We start from the raw sequence: 23,153 nt of genomic DNA, 5'->3' as shown, positions 1-23,153 counted from the left end.
AGTCGATTGGTAAATATACGTGGCACCATTTGGATGACTTTGATCCTGCAACAGGCAAGGGAACTATGCAGTTGATCGCAAACTCAGCGCATGAAGCGACCCTACCGCATACAGGGTCTGTAGCTCAATTTGAGAAGCACTTTGGCTTATCTTCAGGCGCATATGGAACACCCGAAGCAGTGGCCATATCGCAAGATCAGGGCTGGCTTAAAGGTCGCCACAAAAAAATAGTATCTTCAACTTGCTGAGCAGTGAAAATGAAAGACTTTAAGCTATTGAACCCAGGCTTGCCGATTTCGGAGGCAGACATTGAAGGACTGGAGGCGCAAGTTTTATGCAAACTTCCACTAGACTTTAAATTACTGTATCTCACTTATAACGGGGGCCTACCCGCTCGAGAATTTTGGATTTCTGATGACAACTTTGAGCCAATCAGAGTGGATGACTTTAAAAGTATATCAAGCATCGGAGCAACGGATGCCAATGAAACAAAATATATTGGCGGGTGTTATAAATTAATGCAGGAGAAAAACGTCCTTCCTTGTCAGCTAGTCCCTTTCGCGAGCGATGAGGCTGGTAATTTCATCTGCATGGAAGCAGGGACGGGCAGAATTATCTATTTTGCAGTTGATACCTTTCAGGCAGATATTGACATGCACCTTAATCACATTAATGCCCAGAGAATCATGTCGGATTCTTTTGGTGAATTCATTAAATCTCTAGTCGATGAGGATGACGTTGGATATTGATAGCACATCTAAAATCTTAATTTTGCGCGACGGGTGAGGTGGGTTTATTAAGCCATCAGGTGGAACCACTACCAAGCTAAAAATTGATCCGAAAAGCGCGCGCGGTAAGCTGCTTGGAGGTAAAGATGCTGTTCATGATGCAGTGTTCAATATTCTAAAGCATAGGTAGCGCATGGGTAATGATAATCGCTTTCTTTTTGAATCAGAGCTGCTAAAAACACTCAAATTAGTGGCGGCTAAATTTGACGGCGCTGCGGCCTCAAAAAACAAACTAAAATTCATGTACAACAAAAAAAATGTTGCCGAGCTTTTTTTTGAGCATCTGTCTCGGGTCGACTCTTACGTCTTAGGCGGAATGGTATATGGAGGTGAGATATTTGAATGCTCGTCTAAATTCACACCGCCGTATAGAAGTAATTTGTTTAATGAGTCGTGTTTCTCTTTTATTTCCTCGGGTATGCAAGATAAAACATTTAGTGGCAATCTAGGTGGGGCGATAAAAACACCGGCCCCAAATGCAGTCGGCGAAGTGTGTGCGCACATTCAAACGGTGCTGGAAGGTTTTTACATTCCAAGAATCCTAGCTTGCATTTTTCCCACGAACCGGACGATCATGAATGTTTTGTCGTCACCCGATGATTACGCCTTCCCTGCGGTATTTATACATTGCGCCGCAAAATTAAGTCAGGGCGAAAAATCACTGGATTTAAGCGAGGCGCTAAAGTCTAAAAAAATTGTAAAAAACAAAGATTATGATATTCCGCTTTTAACTAGCTTCATTTGAAGGTGCATGGAGGCGCTCCATGAGTGGAAAATTTTTCACGAAATAAGCATGTTTGATCTTTAACATTCCAAATGAATAAGGTGAGGCTTTTCACGCCCCACCTAGCTAGGTTCTGTACGAAAAGAGATGTCGCAAACACTGCATGGAACAAGCCAGCGTGACCATAGCGACATAGCTTTTCGCGAGCTTGTCGAAGCGTGTCACGATCCGGCGGTTTTCCTTCAGCCAGCCAAACATGCGCTCGATGATGTTGTGCTGTCGATACTTGGGCCGATCAAACAGTCTTGGTAAGCCATGCTTGGGTTTGCGCTTCATCGAGCGCAGCGGGATGACGGGTTGCATTCGATATTGGTCGCAGTCGGCAACCACAGCCCAGACCTCATCCGAGAGTTCGTAACGCTTTGCCATCACAGGATTCCTTTCCGTCGATGGCGAAGGACTCTACAAAATCTCAGCGCTTGAGGAGCGGCGATTGGGTTTTTCGGGATTTCGTACAGAGCCTAACAAGTGGTGGAACCTTATGCCTACGAGAGGAAAACTGCCCAATCACTCACTTCCTGGAATTCTTGGACCGCACACTGCAGGTGGTGTTTTGAGAACCACAATTCAGCAAAGCAGAAAAGCCTTGCCCCCGGGCACGATAACAGATTTGAGAATTTGACATGCAAGATATAGAGAGCTTGATCAAAAGAATAGCCACTACCGATTTTTACTCAAGAATGGGGTGCGATCCAGACCCGGTAGATGGTGTGATATATATAAGAGACGTATTGAAGGTCTTCATTGAGCCTGAAGACTCCTATTTTCAGGGGTGTTATAAAAATCTTGAGTGGTTGCCTACGTCTCCTAGTCAAGATGATCCGTTCAATTCATTCCCTAAGCCACCTAAAGAGCTAGTGGATTGGCGTATTAGCGTAAGTAAATCTGTCATGCAGTCGATTAAAGGGAGTTCTAAGGATAAATTTATCACCGGCGCCCATGATTTTAGTCTGGCTGCTCGAAATGGTGCTTGTTTTGCATTTCGGCAATACGTTTCGGAGTCTTACTATGGACCCCCTGGGACTTGGTCGAAAGTGGTTGAACTTTATTTATCAGGCAGGTGGCCTGTAGGCTATTCAGGTAGGAAGCTGATTGCCATTTAAATTGCAGATTATAATTGCATTGAGCAGACTAAGTATTTGTAAGAACTGGGTTGCAAGCTGAGCGATTAAATTTGCATACCATAGTTTAATATTGACTTTCACGATCTTTAAAAAATAAATTTCTTCATGTATTGGGCGTCATGCTTGGTTGATTCGAATTATGGATGTTTTTAAGTAGGTGTAGGTAATCGCGGTCATGTCTGTGCGGTAACCATTGCGTACAATTTTATTTCAAGCTGCATTCTTTATCAGCCTACTACCGTTGTATGTTGGCCGGCATACGATAGAGGTCACCGATGTGGTGACCGAGACAAATCATTGGAACGCGGGATTCGTTACAAGTATGACAAAGCGTTTCGCCTGACTGCGTTGGTCAACGAAAACAGCTCAGCCTGCTGGTGGAGCATGCCTACAACCCGATTCACCGCCGCTACCAGTACGATCCGGCGGGGGAACTGGTACGCACGCTGGACAAGCTGCGCGGTGAGACCAAGTACGAGTACGAAGCCAACGGCCAGTTGCACAGCCGCGATACCGGGTCGTTGGTAGGCAGTGAAGAATTCCGCTATGACCCGGCGGCAAACCGGCTGCACTTCAACGCGCGGCAGTTTGAGAATGTCAAGGACAACCGCACCAAGCGCTGGCAAAACCAAGAGTACCGCTACGACCCATGGGGCAACCTGATCGAGAAAAGCTCGGGGCACAGCAAGCTGCAGAGCTTTAGCTATGACTGCGAGAACCGGCTGGTGCGTGCTGAGACAGTGGTCGACGGCAAGCTGGAAAGTACGGGCGCTTATCGCTATGACAGCCTGGGCCGACGAGTGGCCAAAACCGCTGAAATCCAAGGCGCGACGGAGCAGAAGCATTTCCTCTGGCAAGGGTTGAGGATGCTGCGTGAGGAGACGCCGGGGCAGAGCATTTTGTACCTGTATGAACCGGGGAGCTATGCGCCGTTGGCGCGGGTTGATCAGGTGGAGGGTGAGGCCCACAAGGTCTACTACTTCCATACCGATCAGATTGGTACACCGCTGGAGCTGACTGATAGCGAAGGCCAAATTGTCTGGCAGGCGACGTATCGCTCATGGGGTGCGATCGAGCATTTGGCCGTCAATGACGTCGAACAGCATTTGCGGTTTCAAGGGCAGTACTCTGATTCAGAGACGGGCCTACACTACAATACGTTCCGATTCTATGCTCCTGAATTGGGCCGTTTCATTTCTCAGGATCCAATAGGACTGGATGGAGGTTTCAACCTCTACCGCTATGCTCCAAATCCAACTGGCTGGACTGATCCCAGGGGCTGGGAGTGCTGGAGCACTGCGCGAAAAAATTATTGGAAAGCAGAAGCAAAAGCACCAACACAAACATACTCTCCTGCCAACCTTGCTCGAATGGCGGAAGGTAAGGCTCCCCGGATAACGGTTGAAGTGATTTCTCGCAAGACTGATAAGATCTCCATCAAGGAATATAGTCTAGAGCTTCATCACAATGCCATTCCTCAGAGGGTAGGTGGTGATGGCGTTCATGAGTCACCGAATATATTGGCGCTTACGCCATGGGAGCATGAGACCGTAGATCAGTTTAGACACGTCGGCGCAGACTTGATTAAAGTTATCAAAGGAGTAGATGTATGGTGACCATAGACAAAAGCGCCGCTGAGCAGGTTGTGTGCTCGGTTGAGTATCAGAAAACTCTTGAAGAGCTGGTTCAGGCCAGCAATATTAAAGTTGAGTCTGGCTACACTGAAGTTTTTGCGAAGTTAGATTCTTCGAAAATGGCCAGGGCAAATCTAGGGGCGCAAGAGATTTTAAGCTTTCTCAGCGCCAGTTGCTTAGAGATTGTCCAGTACTCCATTGATAAGCTTTCTGCGCTTTCGGGGGAGGAGGACGAGGAATATCCTGGAGGGGCGGAGCCGCCAAGTGACGAGAAAGCCAAAACTCTGTCGGCCGGCAACTACTCTCAAGGCTTCCTATTGACCAATCTTATTGAATACATGCTTGCTAACAAAGGGCAAGAGCAATTACTGGATTACTTGAAAGTATCTAGAGTGCCCAAGGCGAAGCAGTATGCGAGACTGATAACTGACCTTATGCGTCTTAAAAGCTAGATGATTTGGGCGAGTGTCGGGTAGGTATTGATGCGTAGCTAATATACAATCCAGGATTTCTGGAGCGTGTGAATATTGCAAAATATGGTGTGTTAGCCTGACATTCGATCTAAAGCTTTTTGATCCTTAAAAGTCCGGTTCAGCACACGAGGTATTTAAACGCCTCGCCTCAAAATCTGGATGCGCTGACACCATGGGAACACGAAGTAGGGGACCCGTTCAGGCATGCTGAAAGTGATTTGGTCCGGATCATAAGAGGGCTTGATGTATGGTAAGTGCCGATAACGTTCGTAATTGGGTGGATGCTGATGTCTACGTAAATTTGCTGGCGGGTGTATCTAAAACTTTACGCCTACCAATAAATACAGACGTAATTCCTGATGTAATTCTCCAACACGATGCCAATAAATTCAATGCCGCAAATTTAGAACCTGCGGATTTGGATGTTATTGCGTCCGACACTGAGATGACTTGGAAATATGTAAGTGCAAAAACTTCAGGCTCTAGGGGGCAGTGCGGATGAGCAAGAGGGTAGAAATCCAGAGGATGAGGATGATGTAGTTATAAAGGTGCATCCATTCTACCCGAACTTTCTAAATATTTATCTGATTGAGCTGCACTTTTTGAGCTTCAACCCTACCGGGCTTGAAAGCTATCTTAAGGCTGTCAGAATTCCTGGAGCAAAAAAATATGCCGCGCAACTAAGCAGAATGTATGCCGCAATCGCACGGTAATGTATATTGACTGAATTGCTGCCTCATACAGCTGCTTTAGGTAGTGATAGTGCTGCTGGCTGCTTTAGCGCTTCTAAGAGAAATGTGGAAAGGCCATGTCTTTTTCAGAGTTGAGATATTCTGCTTAAACTAAATGATAAGTGGTGAGCCAGTCTGCCCGCAGATGAAATAGTTTGGTGGTGGTCGACTCGTTCCTCAAGCATTGAAGGGCTGTAACGTTGCTTATCATCTTTAAGAATTGAGGCTTGAGGACCTGGAACGCTCCGCAACATTTTTTGCAGCGTGTGAACTCTTCCCATCAACTTGGCGCTAAGCGTGGGAATCCAACTCGCGCTAAGCCGGCTTTGGCCCTCCAGGCTGCACATTCAGCGCCACCCGACGGGTGCCGGCAAGCAGCTTGGGGTCACAGTGGAAGCGCTGGAATATGCCTGCGGCATGCTGGGCTACGAGTACGACCCGCCGACATGGAGCGCGACGACCTGCACCGCGAGGTGTACCGCACCCAGGGCAAGCTCACCAGCTGCTTTTACTACGACGCCATAGAGCAAAGAGTGACAGCTCGTACCATAGCTAGCTGCAGATTCCACTCAAAAAAGGCAATTGATCCGGTAACTCTGGAAGTGCCATTGATCAACGCCAGCTCTCTTTCACCGCCTTGCGCCGCCCACCGAGAATGACCCAGGCAATTCCCAGCAACAGGCTTTCGACGACAAACGCCAGCACAAACCCCGCACCGACGCCCCAGCCAATCGCCTCCGGCACCAGCAGAATCTGATAGCTGTACCCCTTGAGCGTCTCTTCACGCATTTGCGGATCGGGCTGCACCAGCACATGCCAGGTGCGGCTGACCCACGAGCCTTGCAGCGCCTGCCACTCGTTCTCGAGCAGCTGGTTGCGGATCAGCAGGCTTTCTATGCTGTTGGCATCGCTGTTGAAAACCACATCGTCACTGCTGCGGTAATGCCGCACCAGCGCCTGCAAATCGCCCTTGAAGAAGCGTTCGGCGGTCTGTTTGAAGCCATCGAGTGCCTGGCGCGATTCGAACAGGTGCGCCTCGACCCGCTGGCTGTAGTCCTTGACCAGCCCAGGCACCTGGATACCGGCCAGCAGGCCGAAGGTGAACAGCAGCAACCGCAGGTAACTTCTGAACATGCAGCGTCCTTAGCTCTGGCCTTGCGAAACGCACTCTCCGTGCCGCCACAGGCCCCATTGGCCGGGTTCGTAGCGCCGCCAGGTCTCGTTCTCGGTCAAGGCCTCGGTGGCAATCACCGTGACCACGTCATTGGGGGTGGTTTGGGTGTGAAAGTCGACGATCAGGTCGACATCCTTCAAACGCGCCGCGCCAAAGGGGGCGCGACGGGTAATGTGTACCAGCTTGGTCGAACAGAAGCAGAACAGCCAGTCACCATTGCTGAGCAGGCAGTTGAACACGCCCTTGCCGCGATACTCGGCACAGGCTTCGACCAGCACCGGCAGCAGCTGTTCCACTGCGACCGGCTCAGGGAAAGCCGCGCGGATGCGGTTGAGCAAGTCGCAGAAAGCGGCTTCGCTGTCGGTGTCCCCCACCGGCCGGTAAAAGGTCGCCTCGCCCTTGAACGCACCCAGCTGGCCGTTGTGGGCGAAGCACCAGTTACGGCCCCACATCTCGCGCACGAACGGGTGCGTATTGGACAGGCACACCTGGCCGACATTGGCCTGGCGGATGTGGCCAATGACCACTTCGCTCTTGATCGGATAACGCTGCACCAAGTTGGCGACTTCCGACTCGCTGCTCGCTGCCGGGTCCTGGAAAAGCCGCAGGCCGCGGCCCTCGTAGAAACCGATGCCCCAGCCGTCACGGTGCGGGCCGGTACGGCCGCCGCGCTGCATCAGGCCGGTGAAGCTGAAGACGATGTCGGTGGGGACGTTGGCGCTCATGCCCAGCAGTTCGCACATGGTGATGCCTCCGCTTACAGACGTGGCTCGACCCGGCCACCAGAAGGTGCGGCAGGCGGTGGGTCATTGCGGTAACGGTCACCGCGTTCGGCGGCCAGCGGCGCCCCGACGCCCACTTGGTCATCCTCGGCAGCCAGGCGTTTGGCGGCGGCCTCCTGCTGCTCGCGACGCTCGCGGGCACGCTTTTCCAGCGGCCAGCGCAGCAGCACGAAGGCCAGGTACAGGCCAAAGGCGATCAGGCCGTACATGGCAAAGTCCGATACCGCGCGCCAGGCGTTGTTGCCCACCTTGAAGGCAACGTCCAGGGCAGTGATGGCGATGGCCGGGGCCATGGCATCCTTGCCCGGGTCGACGACGGTCGGCGTCAACAACAGGACCGCGAGGATCACCCGCAGCGGCTCACGCAGCCAGCGCCACATCCAGCCAGTGAGTTTGAAACCCACCCAGAGACAACCCAGGGCAGCAACAGCGTAAAGGCCCCAGGCGAGGGTATAGTCGTTCTCGGTCATGGTGATCGTGCAAGCCAGGCAAAGAGTTGCCTATGATAAACACTTTTCCGGGCGCAGGCGCCCCCCAGCCAAGAGATCCCCGATGCCCAACGCGCTCCAGCCCCCCATCGCCCGCCAAGACCAGGCCACCGACCCTTACGCCTGGTTGCAACAGCGCGACACCCCTGAGGTGCTCGAGTACCTGCAGGCCGAAAACGCCTACCAGCAAGCCTGCCTGGCCGACCAGGCGCCCCTGCGCGAACAGCTGTTCGAAGAGATCAAGGGCCGTATCCTGGAAACCGACCTGTCGCTGCCCTCCCCCTGGGGCCCGTACCTCTATTACACCCGCACCACGGCAGGCGATGAATACCCGCGCCACTATCGCTGCCCACGGCCTGCGGATGACGCCAACACGGTGGACGAAAGCCAGGAACAGCTGCTGCTCGACCCCAACGCCTTGGCCAACGGCGGCTTTCTGGCCCTTGGCGGCTTCAGCGTCAGCCCCGATCACCGCCTGCTGGCCTACAGCCTCGACACCAGCGGCGACGAGGTCTACACCCTGTACGTCAAGGACCTGGCCAGCGGCAACCTGACCGCCCTGCCCTTCGACGACTGCGACGGCAGCCTGACCTGGGCCAATGACAGCCAGACGCTGTTCTTTGCCGAACTGGACGACACCCACCGCCCGTGGCGGCTGCGCCGTCACACGTTGGGCGAAACCGGCGCGCAGGCCGTATTCGAAGAGCCGGACGGGCGTTTTTTCCTGCATTGCTACCGCGCCAGCTCCGAGCGCCAGCTGGTCCTGCTGCTCAACAGCAAGACCACCAGCGAAGCCTGGGTGCTGGACGCTGAAACGCCACGGGCGGCATTTACCTGCCTGGCACCGCGCGCCGAGGGCCACGAGTATTTCCCCGACCACGGCCAGCTCGATGGCCAGTGGCGCTGGTTCATCCGCAGCAACCAGGACGGCATCAATTTCGCCCTGTACCAGGCAGCGGCAGACCAGGTGCCCACCCGCGAGCAATGGCAGGTGCTGGTGCCGCACCGCGACGACATCATGCTCGAAGGCCTTAGCCTCAACGCCAGCGCCCTCACCTTGAGCCTGCGTGAAGGCGGCCTGCCGATCATCGAAGTGCGCCCGCAAGGCACGCCGGCCTACCGCGTCGAGTTGCCTGACGCGGCCTATAGCCTGTACGTACAGGACAGCCTGGAGTTCGCCAGCACGCGCATCCGCCTGCGCTACGAGGCACTCAACCGCCCGGCCCAGGTGCGTCAGCTGGACCTGGCCACGGGCGCGCAGACAGTGCTCAAGCAAACCCCGGTGCTGGGCGAGTTCGATGCCGACGACTACGTCAGCGAACGCCTGTGGGCCACCGCCGCCGACGGCACCCAAGTGCCGATCAGCCTGGTGCGCCGCAAACAAGACCAGGGCAAGACGGTCCCCCTCTACCTGTACGGTTACGGTGCCTACGGTGAGAGCCTCGACCCGTGGTTCTCGCACGCCCGCCTGAGCCTGCTGCAACGCGGTGTGGCCTTTGCCATCGCCCATGTGCGCGGTGGCGGCGAGCTGGGGGAAGCCTGGTACCGCGCCGGCAAGCAGGAGCACAAGCACAACAGCTTCAGCGACTTCATCGCCTGCGCCGAACACCTGATCGCCCAAGGCGTGACAGCCTCCGACCGCTTGGCCATCAGTGGCGGCAGCGCCGGTGGCCTGCTGATGGGCGCGGTGCTCAACCTGCGCCCGGATCTGTTCCGCTGCGCCATCGCCGAAGTGCCGTTCGTCGATGTGCTCAACACCATGCTCGACCCCGAGCTGCCATTGACCGTCACCGAGTACGACGAATGGGGCAACCCGCAAGAGCCGCAGGTGTATGAGCGGATCAAGGCCTACGCCCCCTACGAGAACGTCAGCGCCCAGGCCTACCCGGCCATGCTGGTGGTCGCTGGCTACAACGACAGCCGCGTGCAGTACTGGGAGGCGGCCAAGTGGGTGGCGCGCCTGCGTACGCGCAAGACCGACAGCAACCTGCTGCTGCTCAAGACCGAAATGGGGGCCGGCCACGGCGGTATGAGTGGGCGCTACCAGGGATTGCGAGACGTGGCACTTGAATATGCGTTCGTCTTCAATGAGCTGGGCGTGGTGTAAAACGCGCTTTTCGTTGTCATAGGTTCGCAGGGCCAATGGCCCCGATTGCCGGCAAGCCGACGATCGGGGCCGCCCAGAAACTTTCGGACAACACCCGCCAAGAAGAACGACACATGCCCGACCAGACCCATCTCAGCGCCGAAATCCGCGACATGCTCATGGACTGCGACCTGTTCGATACCTTGCAGCCCGCTGACTTCCATACCGCCGCAGGCTACTTCAGCCTCGCCACCCTGGTCGAAGGCGAAACCATCTTCAACGAAGGCGACGCCGGCACCTTCATGTGCATCCTGCACCACGGTGTGGTTTCAGTGCGCAAGACCGACGCCCAAGGCGCCCAGGTAGAAATCGCCACGCTGCGCAGTGGCCGCGCCTTCGGCGAAATGGCCGTGCTCGACGGCGAGCGCCGCTCGGCCAGCTGCCTGGCCGCCAGCGACTGCCTACTGCTGACCTTGGGCAAGGATTCGCTGGAAAAGATGCTCAACGAAGCCCCGCGCATCGCCGCGCGGATCATCCGCGCACTGGCCGTAGCCTTGTCGAAACGCCTGCGAATGCAGGACGGGCAGCGCCTGGCGCTTTAGTCATCATTCGCCGGCGGTTTGGCCGGCTCCGTACGCAAACCAGGCAATGGCTGATCCTTCGGCGGCCCGGGCACCGGCATGGGCGGCAGCAGCGGCGCGCCGGGCTGGCTGTCGTAGGCCTTGGGTACAGTGCTCGGGGTAATCTGAGGGTACGGCGTGGGCGTTGCCGTGCCAGGCGCCCCGGGCACCGGTGTAGTGATACGCGGCGGCGTGCCGGCGGCATGCGCCAAGGGCAGGCCGGCTAACAGCAGCGCGGCGAGGATCGCATGAAACATCAGCAACCTCCTGTCTGAACATTCCTACAGGCTACGCCTTAATACACGTTTCCGCCTGTCCGCTTGCCCTGCAAGCGCGCTAGACTCGTTGGCATAACCGTTACCTGCCTGATCAGAACAAAGGAAACACCATGAGTTCGGCATCCACGTCCGCCGCCACCGCCCGCCTCGACCGCATCCTCGCCGACGCCAAGCGCGACAAAGAGATGGGCTACCGCGACAAAGCCCTGAGAATGTACCCGCACGTGTGCGGCCGTTGCGCCCGTGAGTTCGCCGGCAAGCGCCTGAGCGAGCTGACCGTGCATCACCGTGACCACAACCACGACAACAACCCCCAGGACGGCTCCAACTGGGAGCTGCTGTGCCTGTACTGCCACGACAACGAGCACTCGCGCTATACCGACCAGCAGTACTTCAGCGAAGGCTCCACCAGCACCCCGAGCATCGCCAAGGCCACGCACAACCCGTTCGCCGGGCTGGCTGGCTTGCTGAAGAAAGACTGACTGTCGACACAGCCCCCCGCTGCCGCCGGCGAGCCCGTATAATCGCGCTTTTTTTGCGAAGGGCCCCGGCACGTGGCAAACAAACGGTACAGCTGCATCGGCCTGTTCAACCCAAAATCTGCAGAGAACGTAGGTTCGGTGATGCGCGCAGCGGGTTGCTACGGCGTCAACTCGGTGTTCTACACCGGCAAGCGCTACGAGCGCGCCCGCGACTTCGTCACTGACACCAAGCGCGTGCACTACGATATTCCGCTGATCGGTATCGACGACCTGCAGCGCATCATCCCGCTGGGTTGCACACCCGTTGCAGTGGAGTTGGTGGAAGGTGCACGGCCCCTGCCTGACTACACCCACCCTGATCGCGCCATCTATATCTTCGGGCCGGAAGACGGCAGTCTCGATGCCAGCGTGCGCGCATGGTGTGAAGAAACCATCTACATCCCTACCGAAGGTTGCATGAACCTCGCCGCGACGGTGAATGTGGTGCTATACGACCGTTTGGCCAAGGGGCTCAATACCCGCTCGGGCCCCAAGTTCAAGTAGCCGGGCAACGCGCAGCGCCCTCCCAACATTGGCAAATTGCGACCGCTTGGCAACCCGACTGAACGTGTGCAGCAGGCAGCTGGTCAGCTGCTTACACTTCAGATGGAGGGCTTGCCATGCTCGATATTCATTCCACTACGGCGTCACAGGACCATAACGTACAGGGCCTGGAACGGGTCGGTTCACTGGCCGGGGGTGCGCTGATGTTCACCAAGGGTATGCGCCACGGCGGGCTGGTCGGGCTGCTGCAGATGGCGGTCGGTGGCCTTGCGGTGGCTCGCGGAATCAGCGGCCATTGCTCGACCAAGGCCTGGTGGCAGAAGCATCGACAGGAATATCACCGTTTGCGCTCGGACATCGAACGCAGTGCGACGGAGCTGGAGGCGCTCAAACGCAGTGCCGAGGCGGCGACGCGCGGGGTGACGGTAACGGGGAAAGACCCGCTCACGGGTAGTTGATCAGTTGTTTTTAATGGCCCTGTCGCCAGCAGGGCCAGCCTGCAAGCTAACGCAACGCCTTGCTCTGCAAGACCTCGGATCGCCGCCCCAGCACGTTCTCACTGATCTGCACGAACTCCTCGGTGCTCACCTTCGGCAAGCGCATCAGCGCCTGGGTCACATCATCAAGTGAGCGTTTGGCCTGGGTGTGGATGCGGATCTCCTTGTCCAGCGCCTGCAACAGCAAAACACCACGGGCAACCTGGGCCGGGCTTGCCCGCTCGCCGCGCAACTGGGTGACCTTGGCCCCCTGCTTCTGCAAACGCGCCTGCCACACCTGGTAGCGGTCATCGCTCACACCCCCGGCCCGGCGCAGCAACTCGTTGGCGTAATAATCGGTGAGGCTCTGGCCAAGCCAGTCGCTGTCAGCACTCACATGAACCTGCGCAAACAGCTGCACCAGTTCACGCAGCACAGGGCTGTTACCGCTCTCGCTGACCATGGGCCGGGCACTGTGCAGGTATATCGAGCCCCGCGCTGCCATTGCTCCGCGCCACATGCCATCACGGGCCCCCACCAACAGCAGCTTTGCCGGGTTGCGTGGGAATACCGCCTGCAGGTGCGGCCAGACGAAGGTCAGCAGGGTGAGATTGTCCATGCGGCGCATGCCCTGCCCCACCGGGGCCGCCACCGTCACGTCGGTCTCGCCCAGACGCGCACGTCGGCTGCCAAGGTCGCCGGCCAGCATCCAGCCAGTCGGGCGATCGAACAGGCGCGATACATTGTCGATACGGAACTTGTCCTTGCCGATGCGCGGCCAGGAGGTTTCGATGCTTTTCCAGCCCTCAGGCAGGTCGACCGACAAGCGCGCCACCAATTCGGTGCCGTCTTGCTGGTCAAGGCGTGCCGGTGGCACCAGCTGGTCACCCAGGAACAACGCCCAGTGAGGGGTAATGCGCGAGGAATAGGCACCGCTGCGTACTTTCTCGTCCAGCTTGACCCGGTAGCTGAGGCTGGTCTTGCCCGCCGCCGGGTGCCACACACCGCGCTCTCCCTGCACCTGCCACTGGCCGTCAGCCTGGAAACCGCTATAAGCGCCCTGCTTGCCCAGGTCAAAATCGAGGCTACGCACGGCATTGCCGTCTGCCAGGGTCAGGCGCACTTCGGCCTGGCCACTGGCAGGCAGCAGCCGCACCTGGTAGTCGAGGTCGACCTTCTTCGCCCAGGCAGGCGAGCTGGCCACAAGGCCCAGCAGGAGCAACAGCTGGCAACGCATACAGAAACTCCTTGTTTCCCAGAGGCGACGGAGGATGCCGCTCAGCTGGCGCGAAAAATCAGGTGGTCTTCCCAGTCGTCTTCGTCCACATCCTGCTCCCTGAGCATACGCCCCGACTGGGAAATGCGCTGTTCATGCACCTGGCTGCGGTCGCCGCAGACCAGGTGGTGCCATGCCGGCAGGTCCTTGCCCTCGCTGACCAGACGATACCCGCAGGTGCTCGGCAGCCACTTGAACTGGTCCGCCTTGCCAGGGGTGAGCTGGATGCAATCGGGCACCTGGGCGAAACGGTTGGGGTAGTCGCTGCACTGGCAGGTGTTCATGTCCAGCAGCTTGCAGGCAATACGGGTGTAATAGACGCTGTTGTCGTCCTCGTCCTCGAGCTTTTGCAGGCAGCACAGGCCACAGCCGTCACACAGCGATTCCCACTCTTGCGGGTCGAGTTGTTCGAGGGTCTTGCGCCGCCAGAACGGCGCGCTTTCAGCGATCATCACACGGGTTTCCTGCATTGGGCCTGCGCCAGGCTTCATGCTGGAAGCTCCAGGCAATTGCGGCGCGTATGGCTTTTTTCTGGTGGCTTGCAGCTTGAGTGTTTGTAGCTGGGCGCCATGGCGGCGCCAGTCTAGAGCCTGGCCTTCGGCAATGCCAGACCGCTTGTCAGTAGCGACCGGCTGCAGCTCAATAGCCCCGCGCGAAATCCACTTCGCCACGCAACCCTTGCCCTGCCTGGTATTGCCGCACGTTCTCGACAAACAGCCGTACCATCGCCGCCGGCGAAGTCGGTGCCGAGCTATGCCCGGTCAGCAACAACCCCCACGCCGTCCAGAACGGGTGACGCTGCGGCAACGGCTCCTGCCGGCACACATCGATCACCGCGCCCGCCAGATCCCCCTGCTTCAGCGCCTCGACCAGGTCAGCATCGACCACCGCCACCCCACGCCCGGCATTGATGAACAGCGCACTGGGCCGGAAGCACTTGAACAGCGCGGCATCATAAAGGTCATGGGTTGCCGGGGTATCCGGCAACAGGTTGAGCACGTAATCGGCCTGCCCGACCATCCGTGGCAAATCAGCCAACCCGGCGACCTCGACGAACGGCGCCTGCTCGCGGGGCGTGCTGGCAATGCCATAGAGGGTCACGCCAAACGGCAAGAGAAATTCGGCCACGCGTTGGCCGATATCGCCAGTACCCACGATCAACACCTTGCGCCCTTCAAGCGTGCGCCCCGGGCGGTCGTCCCAACGGCGCTCCACCTGGCTCACCAGCCGAGACAGCACTTCGCGCTCGTGCCCCAGCATATAGGTGAGCATGTACTCGGCCATCACCTGGCCAAAGATGCCGACCGCACGGGTCAGGCGGTAATCACGCGGCAAGCCATCGGCCAGCAAGGGCGTGATGCCGGCCCAGGTCGATTGCATCCAGGCCGGCTTGTGGCCCTGGCGCAGCAGACTGGCAAGCAGGTCTGGCTGGCCCAGCCAGACCGGGCACTGGGGTGCCTGCAAGGCCAGTTCGGCGGAATCGCCGCTGGTCAGGATTTCCAGGTCCGGGGCCGCTTCAGCCAGCAGGCGGGCGTAGTTGGCATGATCCTGCTCAGCGATCAGAACGCGCATCAAAGTGACAACCTTGGCAGACAACGCAGGCGGCCCGGCATGCGGGCCACCTTGGGGTGTGAAGGGAGAGTGGCCGGGTCAGACCGGGTCGTTTCGGCGCAGAAGTTCTTCCGGCAAATGCTCGATGTACTCGTCCTCGGCCGGCGGCATCTGCAGGTGGTAACCCTGGTTTTCGAGGTTGTCCAGCACCTTGACGATGTCCTCGCGGGCGAGCTTGCGCTCGGGGCTCAGCACCAGGTCGAAGGCATGCACGGGCGTGCCGAAGAACGGCAGCAGCGCCTCGGGCACGCGCTCCAGGCCCTCGGCCTTGAGTACGTAGAGGTACATTTCGTTCTTGCGGGGGCTCTTGTAGATCGAGCAGATACGTTTCATCGGGTTTCTCCGGCGCCCGCCAGGTCGTCCAGCAGGGCCTGGCCCATCCGCTCACGGCGCCAGCCGCGCAGCGAATCGGGCAGTTGATAGGGGCCATTGGGGTAGCCACTCTTGAGCAGGGCTTCCAGGGCCTTTTTACGCAGCATCAGCTCCGGGGCAATGCCCAAACGCTCGCCTTCGGCCTGGCCGATGGCGCGCAGGCGCTTGAGGATGCCGGCCGCTTCGATCGGCAGCGGTTCGGGCAACGTGGCCGGCCATTGCTCAGGCGGCAGGCTGGCGGCGCGCTTGATCAGCTCGATCAGGAAGGCGCCATCCTGGCGGATGGTGCGTGGGTGCATTTCATCGATCTTGGCCAGGGCCGACAAGTTGTCCGGCTGGTTCTTGGCCATTGGCCACAGCGAGTGTTCCTTGAGGATACGGTTGCGCGGCACATCGCGGCTGCGTGCTTCACGCTCGCGCCAGGCGCACAGCTCGCGGAGCACCGCCAGTTGCTGGCGGCCCAGCTTCCAGGCCAGCTTGACATCGCGGTACAGGGTCTCGGGCTCGACCTCACGGCGCAACGCCGCCACCAGTTCGGCACCGTCTTCCAGCACCCACGCGTACTTGTCGTCGGACAGCCGGGGGCGCAAGGCCGCAAACAGTTCGGCCAGGTGCACGGCATCTTCGGCGGCGTAGCTGACCTGGGTGTCCGACAGCGGGCGCTGCAGCCAGTCCGAGCGGGTTTCACCCTTGGGCAGCTCAAGGCCCAGCACTTCCTGGACCAAGCGCGAATAGCCCATGGAGAAGCCCAGGTTCAGGTAGCCTGCGGCCAACTGCGTGTCGAACAGCGGCTGGGGCAGCTTGCCGGTCAGGCGCAGCAGCACTTCGAGGTCTTCGCTGCAGGCATGCAGCACCTTGACCACGCCGGCATCCTCTAGGAGTTCGCCCAGCGGCTGCCAGTCGCCGATCAGCAACGGGTCGATGAGAAAAGCCCGCTCACCGTCACCGATCTGGATCAGGCCGGCTTTCGGGTAAAAGGTGTCGACCCGCATGAATTCGGTGTCGAGCGCCACAAAGGGCAATGTGCGCCACCTCTGGCAGAGTTCGGCCAGGGTCTGGTCGTCACGGATCCAGTGTATTTCGATGGCCACGAGGCTCTCCCACAAACATTGGCGCGCAGTATATACGGCGCGGGCACTGCGGGTGAAACCTGACGAACATCTGCGCCGACTACCGGGAAGCTTGCGCTACCGCTCAGCCTGGCAAGCGAAGCTTGGCGTAAGGCTCGCGGTCGATATCCAGCACTTCCACGCACAATTGCAGGTCTACGCCCGCCTGCTCAGGTATGGCCTCACGCAGTACCTCCAGCAAGCTGGCGGACAATTGCTTCTTTACCTCCGCCGGGCGCCCGCTGAGGATGGCCAGGCGCACATGGGCAAACGCCCGCTCGGCCGGTGCTGTGCCCACCCGGTAATGGGCGAACGCCTGGGCGCGGCTTTTGATGTCCGCCTCATCGGCAAACTGGCCGCTGCCGACCAGGGCGTGATTCAGGCGCAGCAGCAGTACCTCGACATTCAGCTCGCGCAAGTTGTCGCTGTATTCCAGGTTCAGGTGAGGCATGGCACAGGTTCCAGGCGTTGGGGGAAGCGACAGCCTACCCCAGTCCCCTACCCGCGCAAAGGCGGCTATCCTCAAAGGTCAGGACCTTACTGACAACCCTGACAGAGGTGAAGAAATGCCAGTTCCGCATGATCTGCTCGCTGACTTGCACGTTACCGCCGATGCATTCCAGGCACTGATAGACAAGGACCAGACGCTGCATGCCCTGCACAAGGAATACAACGCCAAAGACAAGGAGGTGGTAGCCGCCGAAGGCAATGGGACCAACGACGATACCGTCAACCGCCTGCGCAAGGAGCGCCTGCTGATCAAGGACAAGATCGAGCGAATCATTCATCCGCCGAAATCCTGATGGCTCTCTGCTGAATCAATCGGCCTGTCGCCGGCAAGCCCGCTTGCCGGCGACAGACCCAACACCCGTTACACAGCAGCCGATGCGTTCAAAGCCCCGTCCAGGTCTTCGATCAGGTCCCGGTAATCCTCGATCCCGATCGACAGCCGCAACAGGCTTTCACTGATGCCCATCACCCCCTTCTGCTCGGGGCTCAGTGAGTTGTGCGACATGCTCCAGGAGTGGTTGATCATGCTCTCCACGCCGCCCAGCGAATCGGCCAGGACAAAGATCTGCAATGCCTCCACCAGGCGGTTGAGCGCCGCCCGATCACCGTTCTTGACCTTCATTGCCACCACCGCCCCGCCAGCGCGCATCTGGCGTTTGCACAGCGCGTGCTGCGGGTGGCTCTCCAGGCCCGGGTAATACACCTGCTCGATCTGCGGATGGTTTTCCAGAAAGCGTGCCACCTGCAGGGCATTGGCACACTGGCGCTCCATGCGCACGTCGAGGGTTTTCAGGCCACGCAGGGCCAGGTAACAGTCGAACGGGCCCTGGATTGCCCCCACGGCCATGCTGATCTTGCGCAGGCGCCCCAGCAAGGCGTCATTGGCAGCCACCACCACGCCGCCGGTCAGGTCGGAGTGGCCGCCAATGTATTTGCTGGCCGAATGCATCACCAGGTCCACACCGAGGGTGATCGGCCGCTGGTTCCACGGCGAGCAGAAGGTGTTGTCGATGCAGGTGAGGATGCCACGCGCCCGCGCCAGGTCGCAGACCGCCTTGATGTCGACCAGGTGCAGCAACGGGTTGGTCGGCGACTCGATCCAGATCAACTGAGTTTCGGGTTTGATCGCCGCCGCTACGGCCGCGACATCGTTGAGGTCGACATAGGTGGTGGTAAGGCCCGACGTGCGTGCGCGGTAGTCTTCAAGAATGCGGAAGGTGCCGCCGTAGACACCGTTCATCACCACCACATGAGCGTCCTTGGGGAGCAGCTCCAGCACCGTGGCGGTGGCGTTTACACCCGAGGCACAGGCCACCGCGCCAACACCCTCTTCAAGCGCCGCGACACAGCTTTCATAGGCATGCCGGGTCGGGTTGCCGACGCGGCTGTAGGCGTACTCGGGGTTGTCATCGAGGCTGCGCTTGATATACGAGCTGGCGGTGTAGATAGGCGGGAAGATCGCGTTGTCGGCGACACTGAACTGCTCACCGGCGTGGATGGTACGGGTGGCGAAATTGCGCGGCTTGTCGGACATGGTCGGGCCCATTGGCAGATGTAAGTGCGCAACTATCGCACAAACACCTGCCGCCACAACGCCGGCGGTTGCGGGAATTTTTTCTATCGTTGGGGTAATCTGGGGAATATTTTCCTGACCGCCAGCGGATCCTCATGGACAGTTTCGACCAGCACATCCTCACCCTGCTCCAGCGCGACGCCTCGCTCTCGCTCAAGGACCTGGCCGAAGCCGTCAACCTGTCCACCACCCCCTGCTGGAAGCGGGTCAAACGCCTGGAAGAGGATGGCTACATCCTCGGCCGCGTCGCCCTGCTCGACCCCGAACGCCTGGGCCTGGGCCTGACGGTATTCGTCCAGCTCAAGACCCAGCGCCACGACAGCGCCTGGCTTGAGCAGTTTGCCGAGACGGTGAAAGGCTTCGAGGAGGTGATGGAGTTCTATCGCATGTCAGGGGACTGGGATTACATGCTGCGGGTGGTGGTGGGGGATATCGCCGCCTACGACCGGTTCTACAAAAAGCTGATTACCAGCACCGATGGGCTCTCCAACATCACGTCCAGCTTTGCCATGGAGCAGATGAAATACACCACGGCTTTCCCGGTACACAGGCCCTGATCGGTGCCTGCCTTAGCGCCCCATCACTGCGCCGCCACCGCTTCGATCCGGTTCCCGGCCTTGGCCTTCTCAAGCCGAATCGCCACGAATTTCGACGTCGGCGTATAGGTGCCCTCGCCGTAACTTTCCAACGGCACCAGCGGGTTGGTTTCCGGGTAGTAGGCCGCTGCCTGCCCATCGGGAATGTCGTAGGGCACCAGGCGGAAGCCCGATACCCGGCGCTCCACACCGTCCTCCCACAGTGACACCAGGTCTACGTGCTCACCCGGCTCAAAGCCCAGGCGGCGGATGTCCGCCTCGCTGACGAACACCACTTCTCGCAGGCCAAACACGCCCCGATAACGATCATCTAGCCCATAAAGCGTGGTGTTGTACTGGTCATGCGAGCGCATCGTCTGCAGGATCAGGTCAGGCTTGTCGCCACGGGCGAGCACCTGGGCATTGACCAGATGCTCTGGCAACGGGCTGGCACTGAAACGCGCCTTGCCGGTCGCCGTGCGCCAGCTGCGCTGGGCGGCACTGTTGCCCAGGTGGAAACCGCCTGGCTGCTGCAGGCGCTGGTTGAAGTTGGCAAAGCCGGGGATGACATCGGCGATCATGCTGCGAATACGGCCATAGTCGGCAACGGCGTATTCCCAATCGATGGGCTTGTTGCCCAGCGTGGCCTTGGCCATGCCGGCAATGATCCAGGGTTCCGACCGCATGTGCGGGGAACGCGGGCGCAGTTGGCCATGGGAGATATGCACCATGCTGAAGGTGTCTTCCACGGTCACGCCCTGCGGCCCGCCGGCTTGCAGGTCGATCTCGGTGCGCCCCAGGCAGGGCAGGATCAGCGCATCGCGGCCAGTGACCAGGTGCGAACGGTTGAGCTTGGTGGAGATCTGCACCGTCAGCGCACAGTTGCGCAGGGCCGCGTGGGTGCGGGGGGTGTCCGGCGTCGCCTGGGCGAAGTTGCCACCCAGCGCGATGAACACCTTGGCACGCTGTTGCTCCATGGCCTGGATCGCCAGCACCGCGTTGTGCCCATGGGCGCGAGGTACGCGGAACTGGAAGCGTTTTTCCAAGGCATCGAGCAACGCCGCCCTGGGTTTCTCGTCGATGCCCATGGTGCGGTCGCCTTGCACGTTGCTGTGGCCACGCACCGGCGACAGGCCCGCCCCGGGCTTGCCGACGTTGCCGCGCAACAGTTGCAGGTTGACGATCTCCTGCACGGTCGGCACCGAGTGACGGTGCTGGGTGACGCCCATCGCCCAGCACATGATCACCCGCTCGGCCTTGCGGTACATGCGCGCGGCCAGCTCGATCTCGGCCAGGGTCAGGCCGGACTGCTCGACGATATGGTCCCACGAGGTGGCATCCACTGCCGCCAGGTAGGCGTCCACACCGCTGGTGTGCGCGGCGATGAAGTCATGGTCCAATACCGCTGGTTCACCCTTGGCCTGGGCTTCGCGCTCCCACTGCAGCAGGTACTTGGCAATGCCGCGCATGGCCGCCATGTCGCCGCCCAGGGCTGGGCGGAAGTAGGCGGTGTTGGTCGGCTCGGAGCCGTTGCTGAGCATTTCGAACGGGTGCTGCGGGTGCTGGAAGCGCTCCAGACCACGCTCTTTGAGCGGGTTGAAGCACACCACCTGGGCGCCGCGCTTGACCGCTTCACGCAGCGGCTCGAGCATGCGCGGGTGATTGGTGCCGGGGTTCTGGCCGATGACGAAGATCGCATCGGCCAGTTCCAGGTCGTGGAACACCACGGTGCCCTTGCCTACGCCGAGGGTTTCCGACATGCCCACGCCACTGGCCTCGTGGCACATGTTCGAACAGTCAGGGAAGTTGTTGGTGCCATAGGCGCGGACGAACAGCTGATACAGGAATGCCGCCTCGTTGCTGGCCCGGCCGGAGGTGTAGAACTCGGCCTCATCGGGCGAATCCAGCGCCTGCAAGTGCCGGGCGACCAGGGCAAAGGCCTCTTCCCAAGTGGTTTCGACGTAATGGTCGGTAGCCGCATCGTAGCGCATCGGGTGGGTCAGGCGGCCCTGGTATTCGAGCCAGTAGTCGGTCTGCTCGGCCAGCGCGCTGACGCTGTACCTGGCAAAAAACGCGGGGTCGACCGAACGGCCGGTGGCCTCCCAGTTGACCGCCTTGGCGCCGTTCTCGCAGAACTTGACCATGTCGCTTTCCGGCGACTCGCCCCAGGCGCAGCCGGGGCAGTCGAAACCGCCGTTCTGGTTGGTCTTGAGCATGGCCCGCAGGTTCTTGAAGGCGTTGTCACTGCCCAGCCAGCTCTTGGTCACGCTCTTGAGCGCGCCCCAGCCGGCGGCCGGCCCCTTGTAGTCCCTGATATGGTCGTCCTGGCTCATGCGGTCAATCCTCACGCGGGCATCGAAAAGTGCAGCGGATCGTGTCGTCCGGTGCTTGTTTTTCAGCCTATGGAGGCCGACAGGGGGCCGTCCAATCGAAATGTCTTACGGGGTGATAGGCCGTTTCGATGATGGGCTGGTGTTGGCAGCGTTCCCTTCGCGGGTAATCACGCAAACGCGACAATCCGATCAAGGCCTTGGAGTACTGGCCCTGCAGCCGTGATAGATGAGATTGATCAAGCAGTCGGGCAAAGCAATTTGACGGCGAACACCGCAGGTTATAGCGTTGAACCAGTACTCCTCCCCTGCCGAGCGCGAACGTGGAACAGAACAGCCGGGCCCTGATCGACGGCTTCAACCGGAAAATCGACTACCTGCGGATGTCGGTCACGGACCGCTGCGACTTCCGTTGCGTCTACTGCATGGCTGAAGACATGCAGTTCCTGCCGCGCCAGCAGATCCTCAGCCTTGAGGAATTGTTCCAGGTGGCCGAACGCTTCGTCGCCTTGGGCACTCGCAAGATTCGCCTTACCGGCGGCGAGCCGCTGGTCCGCCAGGGCATCGTCGACCTGTGCGGGCGCATTGCCGCCCTGCCCGGCCTGCGTGAACTGTGCATGACCAGCAACGGCTCGCAGCTCCCCCGCCTGGCTCAGCCGCTGTTCGACGCCGGCCTGTCGCGCCTGAACATCAGCCTCGACAGCCTCGATGCAGAACGTTTCAAGCAACTGACCCGCACCGGCGACCTGGCCCAGGTGATCGCCGGCATCGACGCGGCCCGCCGCGCGGGTTTTCAGCGCATCAAACTCAACTGCGTGGTGCTCAAGGGGCGCAACGACGATGAGCTGGTCGACCTGGTGCGCTTTGCCATCGACCGCGAACTGGACATCACTTTCATCGAAGAAATGCCGCTGGGCGTGATCAACGAGCATGAACGCGGCGAGTCGTTCTGCTCCAGCGACGAAGTGCGCGCGCGGCTGGCCGAGCAATTCACCCTGATCGAATCGACCGAGTCGTCCCAGGGCCCGGCGCGCTACTGGCGCCTGGCAGAAGCGGCGAGCACCCGTGTCGGGTTCATCTCGCCGCACAGCCACAACTTCTGCGCCACCTGCAACCGTGTGCGCCTGACTGTCGAAGGCCGGCTGCTGCTGTGCCTGGGCAATGAACATTCGATGGACCTCAAACAGGTGCTGCGCGCCCACCCGGGTGATGCCGAGCGGCTGGAAAAAGCCATCCGCGATTCACTGCACCTCAAGCCCTACCGCCATCATTTCGAGGTCGGTGGCGATGTGCAGATCCTGCGCTTCATGAACATGACCGGCGGCTGACCGGCC

Annotated in this window: 26 protein-coding genes and 3 pseudogenes; 16 read left to right on the top strand and 13 right to left on the bottom strand. The window is 59.5% G+C overall.

From position 1 onward, the window contains the following. The 3 genes from ACEWE8_RS20800 to ACEWE8_RS20790 form a co-directional block, all read left to right on the top strand. A partial coding sequence (locus ACEWE8_RS20800; protein WP_395589361.1) for an HNH endonuclease occupies window positions 1-248 on the top strand: 248 nt, incomplete at its 5' end. Window positions 249-257: 9 nt separating this feature from the next. After that, window positions 258-749: an SMI1/KNR4 family protein gene (locus ACEWE8_RS20795; RefSeq protein ID WP_046788022.1), complete on the top strand. Its 492-nt coding sequence runs from the start codon at window positions 258-260 to the stop codon at window positions 747-749. Window positions 750-921: 172 nt separating this feature from the next. Then, window positions 922-1,533, top strand: a complete 612-nt coding sequence (locus ACEWE8_RS20790) for a hypothetical protein (protein ID WP_144415511.1) — start codon at window positions 922-924, stop codon at window positions 1,531-1,533. 105 nt (window positions 1,534-1,638) lie between these two features. Here the strand turns inward: ACEWE8_RS20790 and ACEWE8_RS20785 are convergent. Further along, window positions 1,639-1,890: pseudogene (locus tag ACEWE8_RS20785) on the bottom strand (IS5/IS1182 family transposase); the annotation flags it as partial. A 305-nt stretch (window positions 1,891-2,195) separates the two neighbouring features. Here ACEWE8_RS20785 and ACEWE8_RS20780 point away from each other — a divergent pair. From ACEWE8_RS20780 to ACEWE8_RS20760, 5 genes and pseudogenes are all read left to right on the top strand, one after another. Continuing rightward, complete coding sequence (locus ACEWE8_RS20780; protein ID WP_080952204.1) at window positions 2,196-2,675, top strand: hypothetical protein; 480 nt, start codon at window positions 2,196-2,198, stop codon at window positions 2,673-2,675. 389 nt (window positions 2,676-3,064) lie between these two features. After that, window positions 3,065-4,312: pseudogene (locus tag ACEWE8_RS20775) on the top strand (RHS repeat domain-containing protein); the annotation flags it as partial. Next, entirely contained in the window at window positions 4,306-4,782 is a 477-nt protein-coding gene (locus ACEWE8_RS20770) for a hypothetical protein (RefSeq protein ID WP_046788021.1), read from the top strand. The pseudogene ACEWE8_RS20775 and the gene ACEWE8_RS20770, both read left to right, overlap by 7 nt. 485 nt (window positions 4,783-5,267) lie before the next feature. Further along, entirely contained in the window at window positions 5,268-5,516 is a 249-nt protein-coding gene (locus ACEWE8_RS20765) for a hypothetical protein (RefSeq protein ID WP_144415509.1), read from the top strand. A 357-nt stretch (window positions 5,517-5,873) separates the two neighbouring features. Beyond that, window positions 5,874-6,067, top strand: a pseudogene (locus tag ACEWE8_RS20760) (hypothetical protein); the annotation flags it as partial. Window positions 6,068-6,146: 79 nt separating this feature from the next. Here ACEWE8_RS20760 and ACEWE8_RS20755 read toward each other — a convergent pair. Genes ACEWE8_RS20755 through ACEWE8_RS20745 form a run of 3 tightly spaced genes read right to left on the bottom strand, consistent with a single transcriptional unit; the run spans window position 6,147 to window position 7,960 of the window. Beyond that, the gene (locus ACEWE8_RS20755; RefSeq protein WP_012315710.1) at window positions 6,147-6,668 is read right to left on the bottom strand and encodes a DUF2937 family protein; all 522 of its coding nucleotides are present in this window, start codon (window positions 6,666-6,668) and stop codon (window positions 6,147-6,149) included. Between the two features lie 9 nt (window positions 6,669-6,677). Then, a complete protein-coding gene (locus tag ACEWE8_RS20750) occupies window positions 6,678-7,451 on the bottom strand; it encodes a class II glutamine amidotransferase (protein WP_012315711.1) in 774 nt (257 codons plus the stop codon). 14 nt (window positions 7,452-7,465) lie between these two features. After that, complete coding sequence (locus ACEWE8_RS20745; RefSeq protein ID WP_012315712.1) at window positions 7,466-7,960, bottom strand: hypothetical protein; 495 nt, start codon at window positions 7,958-7,960, stop codon at window positions 7,466-7,468. 82 nt (window positions 7,961-8,042) lie between these two features. Between ACEWE8_RS20745 and ACEWE8_RS20740 the strand changes: the two genes are divergently transcribed. Further along, window positions 8,043-10,085, top strand: a complete 2,043-nt coding sequence (locus ACEWE8_RS20740; protein WP_046788020.1) for a S9 family peptidase — start codon at window positions 8,043-8,045, stop codon at window positions 10,083-10,085. A 113-nt stretch (window positions 10,086-10,198) separates the two neighbouring features. Next, window positions 10,199-10,666, top strand: a complete 468-nt coding sequence (locus ACEWE8_RS20735; protein WP_046788083.1) for a Crp/Fnr family transcriptional regulator — start codon at window positions 10,199-10,201, stop codon at window positions 10,664-10,666. On the opposite strand, the gene ACEWE8_RS20730 is transcribed toward ACEWE8_RS20735, so the two are convergent. Next, window positions 10,663-10,941, bottom strand: a complete 279-nt coding sequence (locus tag ACEWE8_RS20730) for a hypothetical protein (RefSeq protein ID WP_046788019.1) — start codon at window positions 10,939-10,941, stop codon at window positions 10,663-10,665. The two genes, ACEWE8_RS20735 and ACEWE8_RS20730, sit on opposite strands and share 4 nt — an antisense overlap. A 131-nt stretch (window positions 10,942-11,072) precedes the next feature. On the opposite strand from ACEWE8_RS20730, the gene ACEWE8_RS20725 reads away from it, so the two are divergent. The 3 genes from ACEWE8_RS20725 to ACEWE8_RS20715 all read left to right on the top strand — a co-directional run bounded on the left by ACEWE8_RS20725 (window position 11,073) and on the right by ACEWE8_RS20715 (window position 12,445). Then, the gene (locus ACEWE8_RS20725; protein ID WP_012315716.1) at window positions 11,073-11,444 is read left to right on the top strand and encodes a YajD family HNH nuclease; all 372 of its coding nucleotides are present in this window, start codon (window positions 11,073-11,075) and stop codon (window positions 11,442-11,444) included. 72 nt (window positions 11,445-11,516) lie between these two features. Next, window positions 11,517-11,987 (top strand): RNA methyltransferase, encoded by a 471-nt coding sequence (locus ACEWE8_RS20720; protein ID WP_115274091.1) that lies wholly within the window; start codon window positions 11,517-11,519, stop codon window positions 11,985-11,987. A 116-nt stretch (window positions 11,988-12,103) separates the two neighbouring features. Further along, the gene (locus ACEWE8_RS20715) at window positions 12,104-12,445 is read left to right on the top strand and encodes a DUF2892 domain-containing protein (RefSeq protein ID WP_046788018.1); all 342 of its coding nucleotides are present in this window, start codon (window positions 12,104-12,106) and stop codon (window positions 12,443-12,445) included. Window positions 12,446-12,491: 46 nt separating this feature from the next. Here ACEWE8_RS20715 and ACEWE8_RS20710 read toward each other — a convergent pair whose 3' ends face one another. The 6 genes from ACEWE8_RS20710 to ACEWE8_RS20685 form a co-directional block, all read right to left on the bottom strand. Further along, the gene (locus ACEWE8_RS20710) at window positions 12,492-13,700 is read right to left on the bottom strand and encodes a hypothetical protein (protein ID WP_046788017.1); all 1,209 of its coding nucleotides are present in this window, start codon (window positions 13,698-13,700) and stop codon (window positions 12,492-12,494) included. A 41-nt stretch (window positions 13,701-13,741) separates the two neighbouring features. Beyond that, window positions 13,742-14,191 (bottom strand): YcgN family cysteine cluster protein, encoded by a 450-nt coding sequence (locus tag ACEWE8_RS20705; RefSeq protein ID WP_042112095.1) that lies wholly within the window; start codon window positions 14,189-14,191, stop codon window positions 13,742-13,744. 187 nt (window positions 14,192-14,378) lie between these two features. Continuing rightward, on the bottom strand, window positions 14,379-15,311 hold the full coding sequence (locus ACEWE8_RS20700) for a D-2-hydroxyacid dehydrogenase (RefSeq protein ID WP_046788016.1): 933 nt from the start codon (window positions 15,309-15,311) through the stop codon (window positions 14,379-14,381). A 78-nt stretch (window positions 15,312-15,389) separates the two neighbouring features. Next, window positions 15,390-15,683 (bottom strand): YcgL domain-containing protein, encoded by a 294-nt coding sequence (locus ACEWE8_RS20695; protein ID WP_012315722.1) that lies wholly within the window; start codon window positions 15,681-15,683, stop codon window positions 15,390-15,392. Then, complete coding sequence (rnd, locus tag ACEWE8_RS20690; protein WP_046788015.1) at window positions 15,680-16,813, bottom strand: ribonuclease D; 1,134 nt, start codon at window positions 16,811-16,813, stop codon at window positions 15,680-15,682. The genes ACEWE8_RS20695 and rnd overlap by 4 nt, the downstream gene beginning before the upstream one ends. A gap of 103 nt (window positions 16,814-16,916) precedes the next feature. Further along, window positions 16,917-17,282: a 5-carboxymethyl-2-hydroxymuconate Delta-isomerase gene (locus ACEWE8_RS20685; RefSeq protein WP_046788014.1), complete on the bottom strand. Its 366-nt coding sequence runs from the start codon at window positions 17,280-17,282 to the stop codon at window positions 16,917-16,919. 115 nt (window positions 17,283-17,397) lie between these two features. Between ACEWE8_RS20685 and ACEWE8_RS20680 the strand changes: the two genes are divergently transcribed. After that, complete coding sequence (locus ACEWE8_RS20680) at window positions 17,398-17,634, top strand: YdcH family protein (RefSeq protein WP_012315725.1); 237 nt, start codon at window positions 17,398-17,400, stop codon at window positions 17,632-17,634. Window positions 17,635-17,702: 68 nt separating this feature from the next. Here ACEWE8_RS20680 and ACEWE8_RS20675 read toward each other — a convergent pair whose 3' ends face one another. Beyond that, window positions 17,703-18,887, bottom strand: coding sequence for a PLP-dependent aspartate aminotransferase family protein (locus ACEWE8_RS20675; protein WP_046788013.1), 1,185 nt, complete (start codon window positions 18,885-18,887; stop codon window positions 17,703-17,705). Between the two features lie 122 nt (window positions 18,888-19,009). On the opposite strand from ACEWE8_RS20675, the gene ACEWE8_RS20670 reads away from it, so the two are divergent. Beyond that, window positions 19,010-19,471, top strand: coding sequence for an Lrp/AsnC family transcriptional regulator (locus ACEWE8_RS20670; protein ID WP_012315727.1), 462 nt, complete (start codon window positions 19,010-19,012; stop codon window positions 19,469-19,471). 23 nt (window positions 19,472-19,494) lie between these two features. Here the strand turns inward: ACEWE8_RS20670 and ACEWE8_RS20665 are convergent, their stop codons facing one another. Next, window positions 19,495-21,822, bottom strand: a complete 2,328-nt coding sequence (locus ACEWE8_RS20665) for an FdhF/YdeP family oxidoreductase (RefSeq protein ID WP_046788012.1) — start codon at window positions 21,820-21,822, stop codon at window positions 19,495-19,497. A 320-nt stretch (window positions 21,823-22,142) separates the two neighbouring features. On the opposite strand from ACEWE8_RS20665, the gene moaA reads away from it, so the two are divergent. Next, window positions 22,143-23,147 carry a GTP 3',8-cyclase MoaA gene (moaA, locus tag ACEWE8_RS20660; RefSeq protein WP_080952203.1) on the top strand — a complete coding sequence of 335 codons (1,005 nt, stop codon included), beginning with the start codon at window positions 22,143-22,145 and terminating at the stop codon, window positions 23,145-23,147. Window positions 23,148-23,153: the final 6 nt, after the last annotated feature.

Origin of the sequence: Pseudomonas sp. TR47 (genome assembly GCF_044143025.1) — a bacterium.
Lineage (GTDB): Bacteria > Pseudomonadota > Gammaproteobacteria > Pseudomonadales > Pseudomonadaceae > Aquipseudomonas > Aquipseudomonas putida_E.
This window is presented reverse-complemented; position numbering and strand designations above follow the sequence as displayed.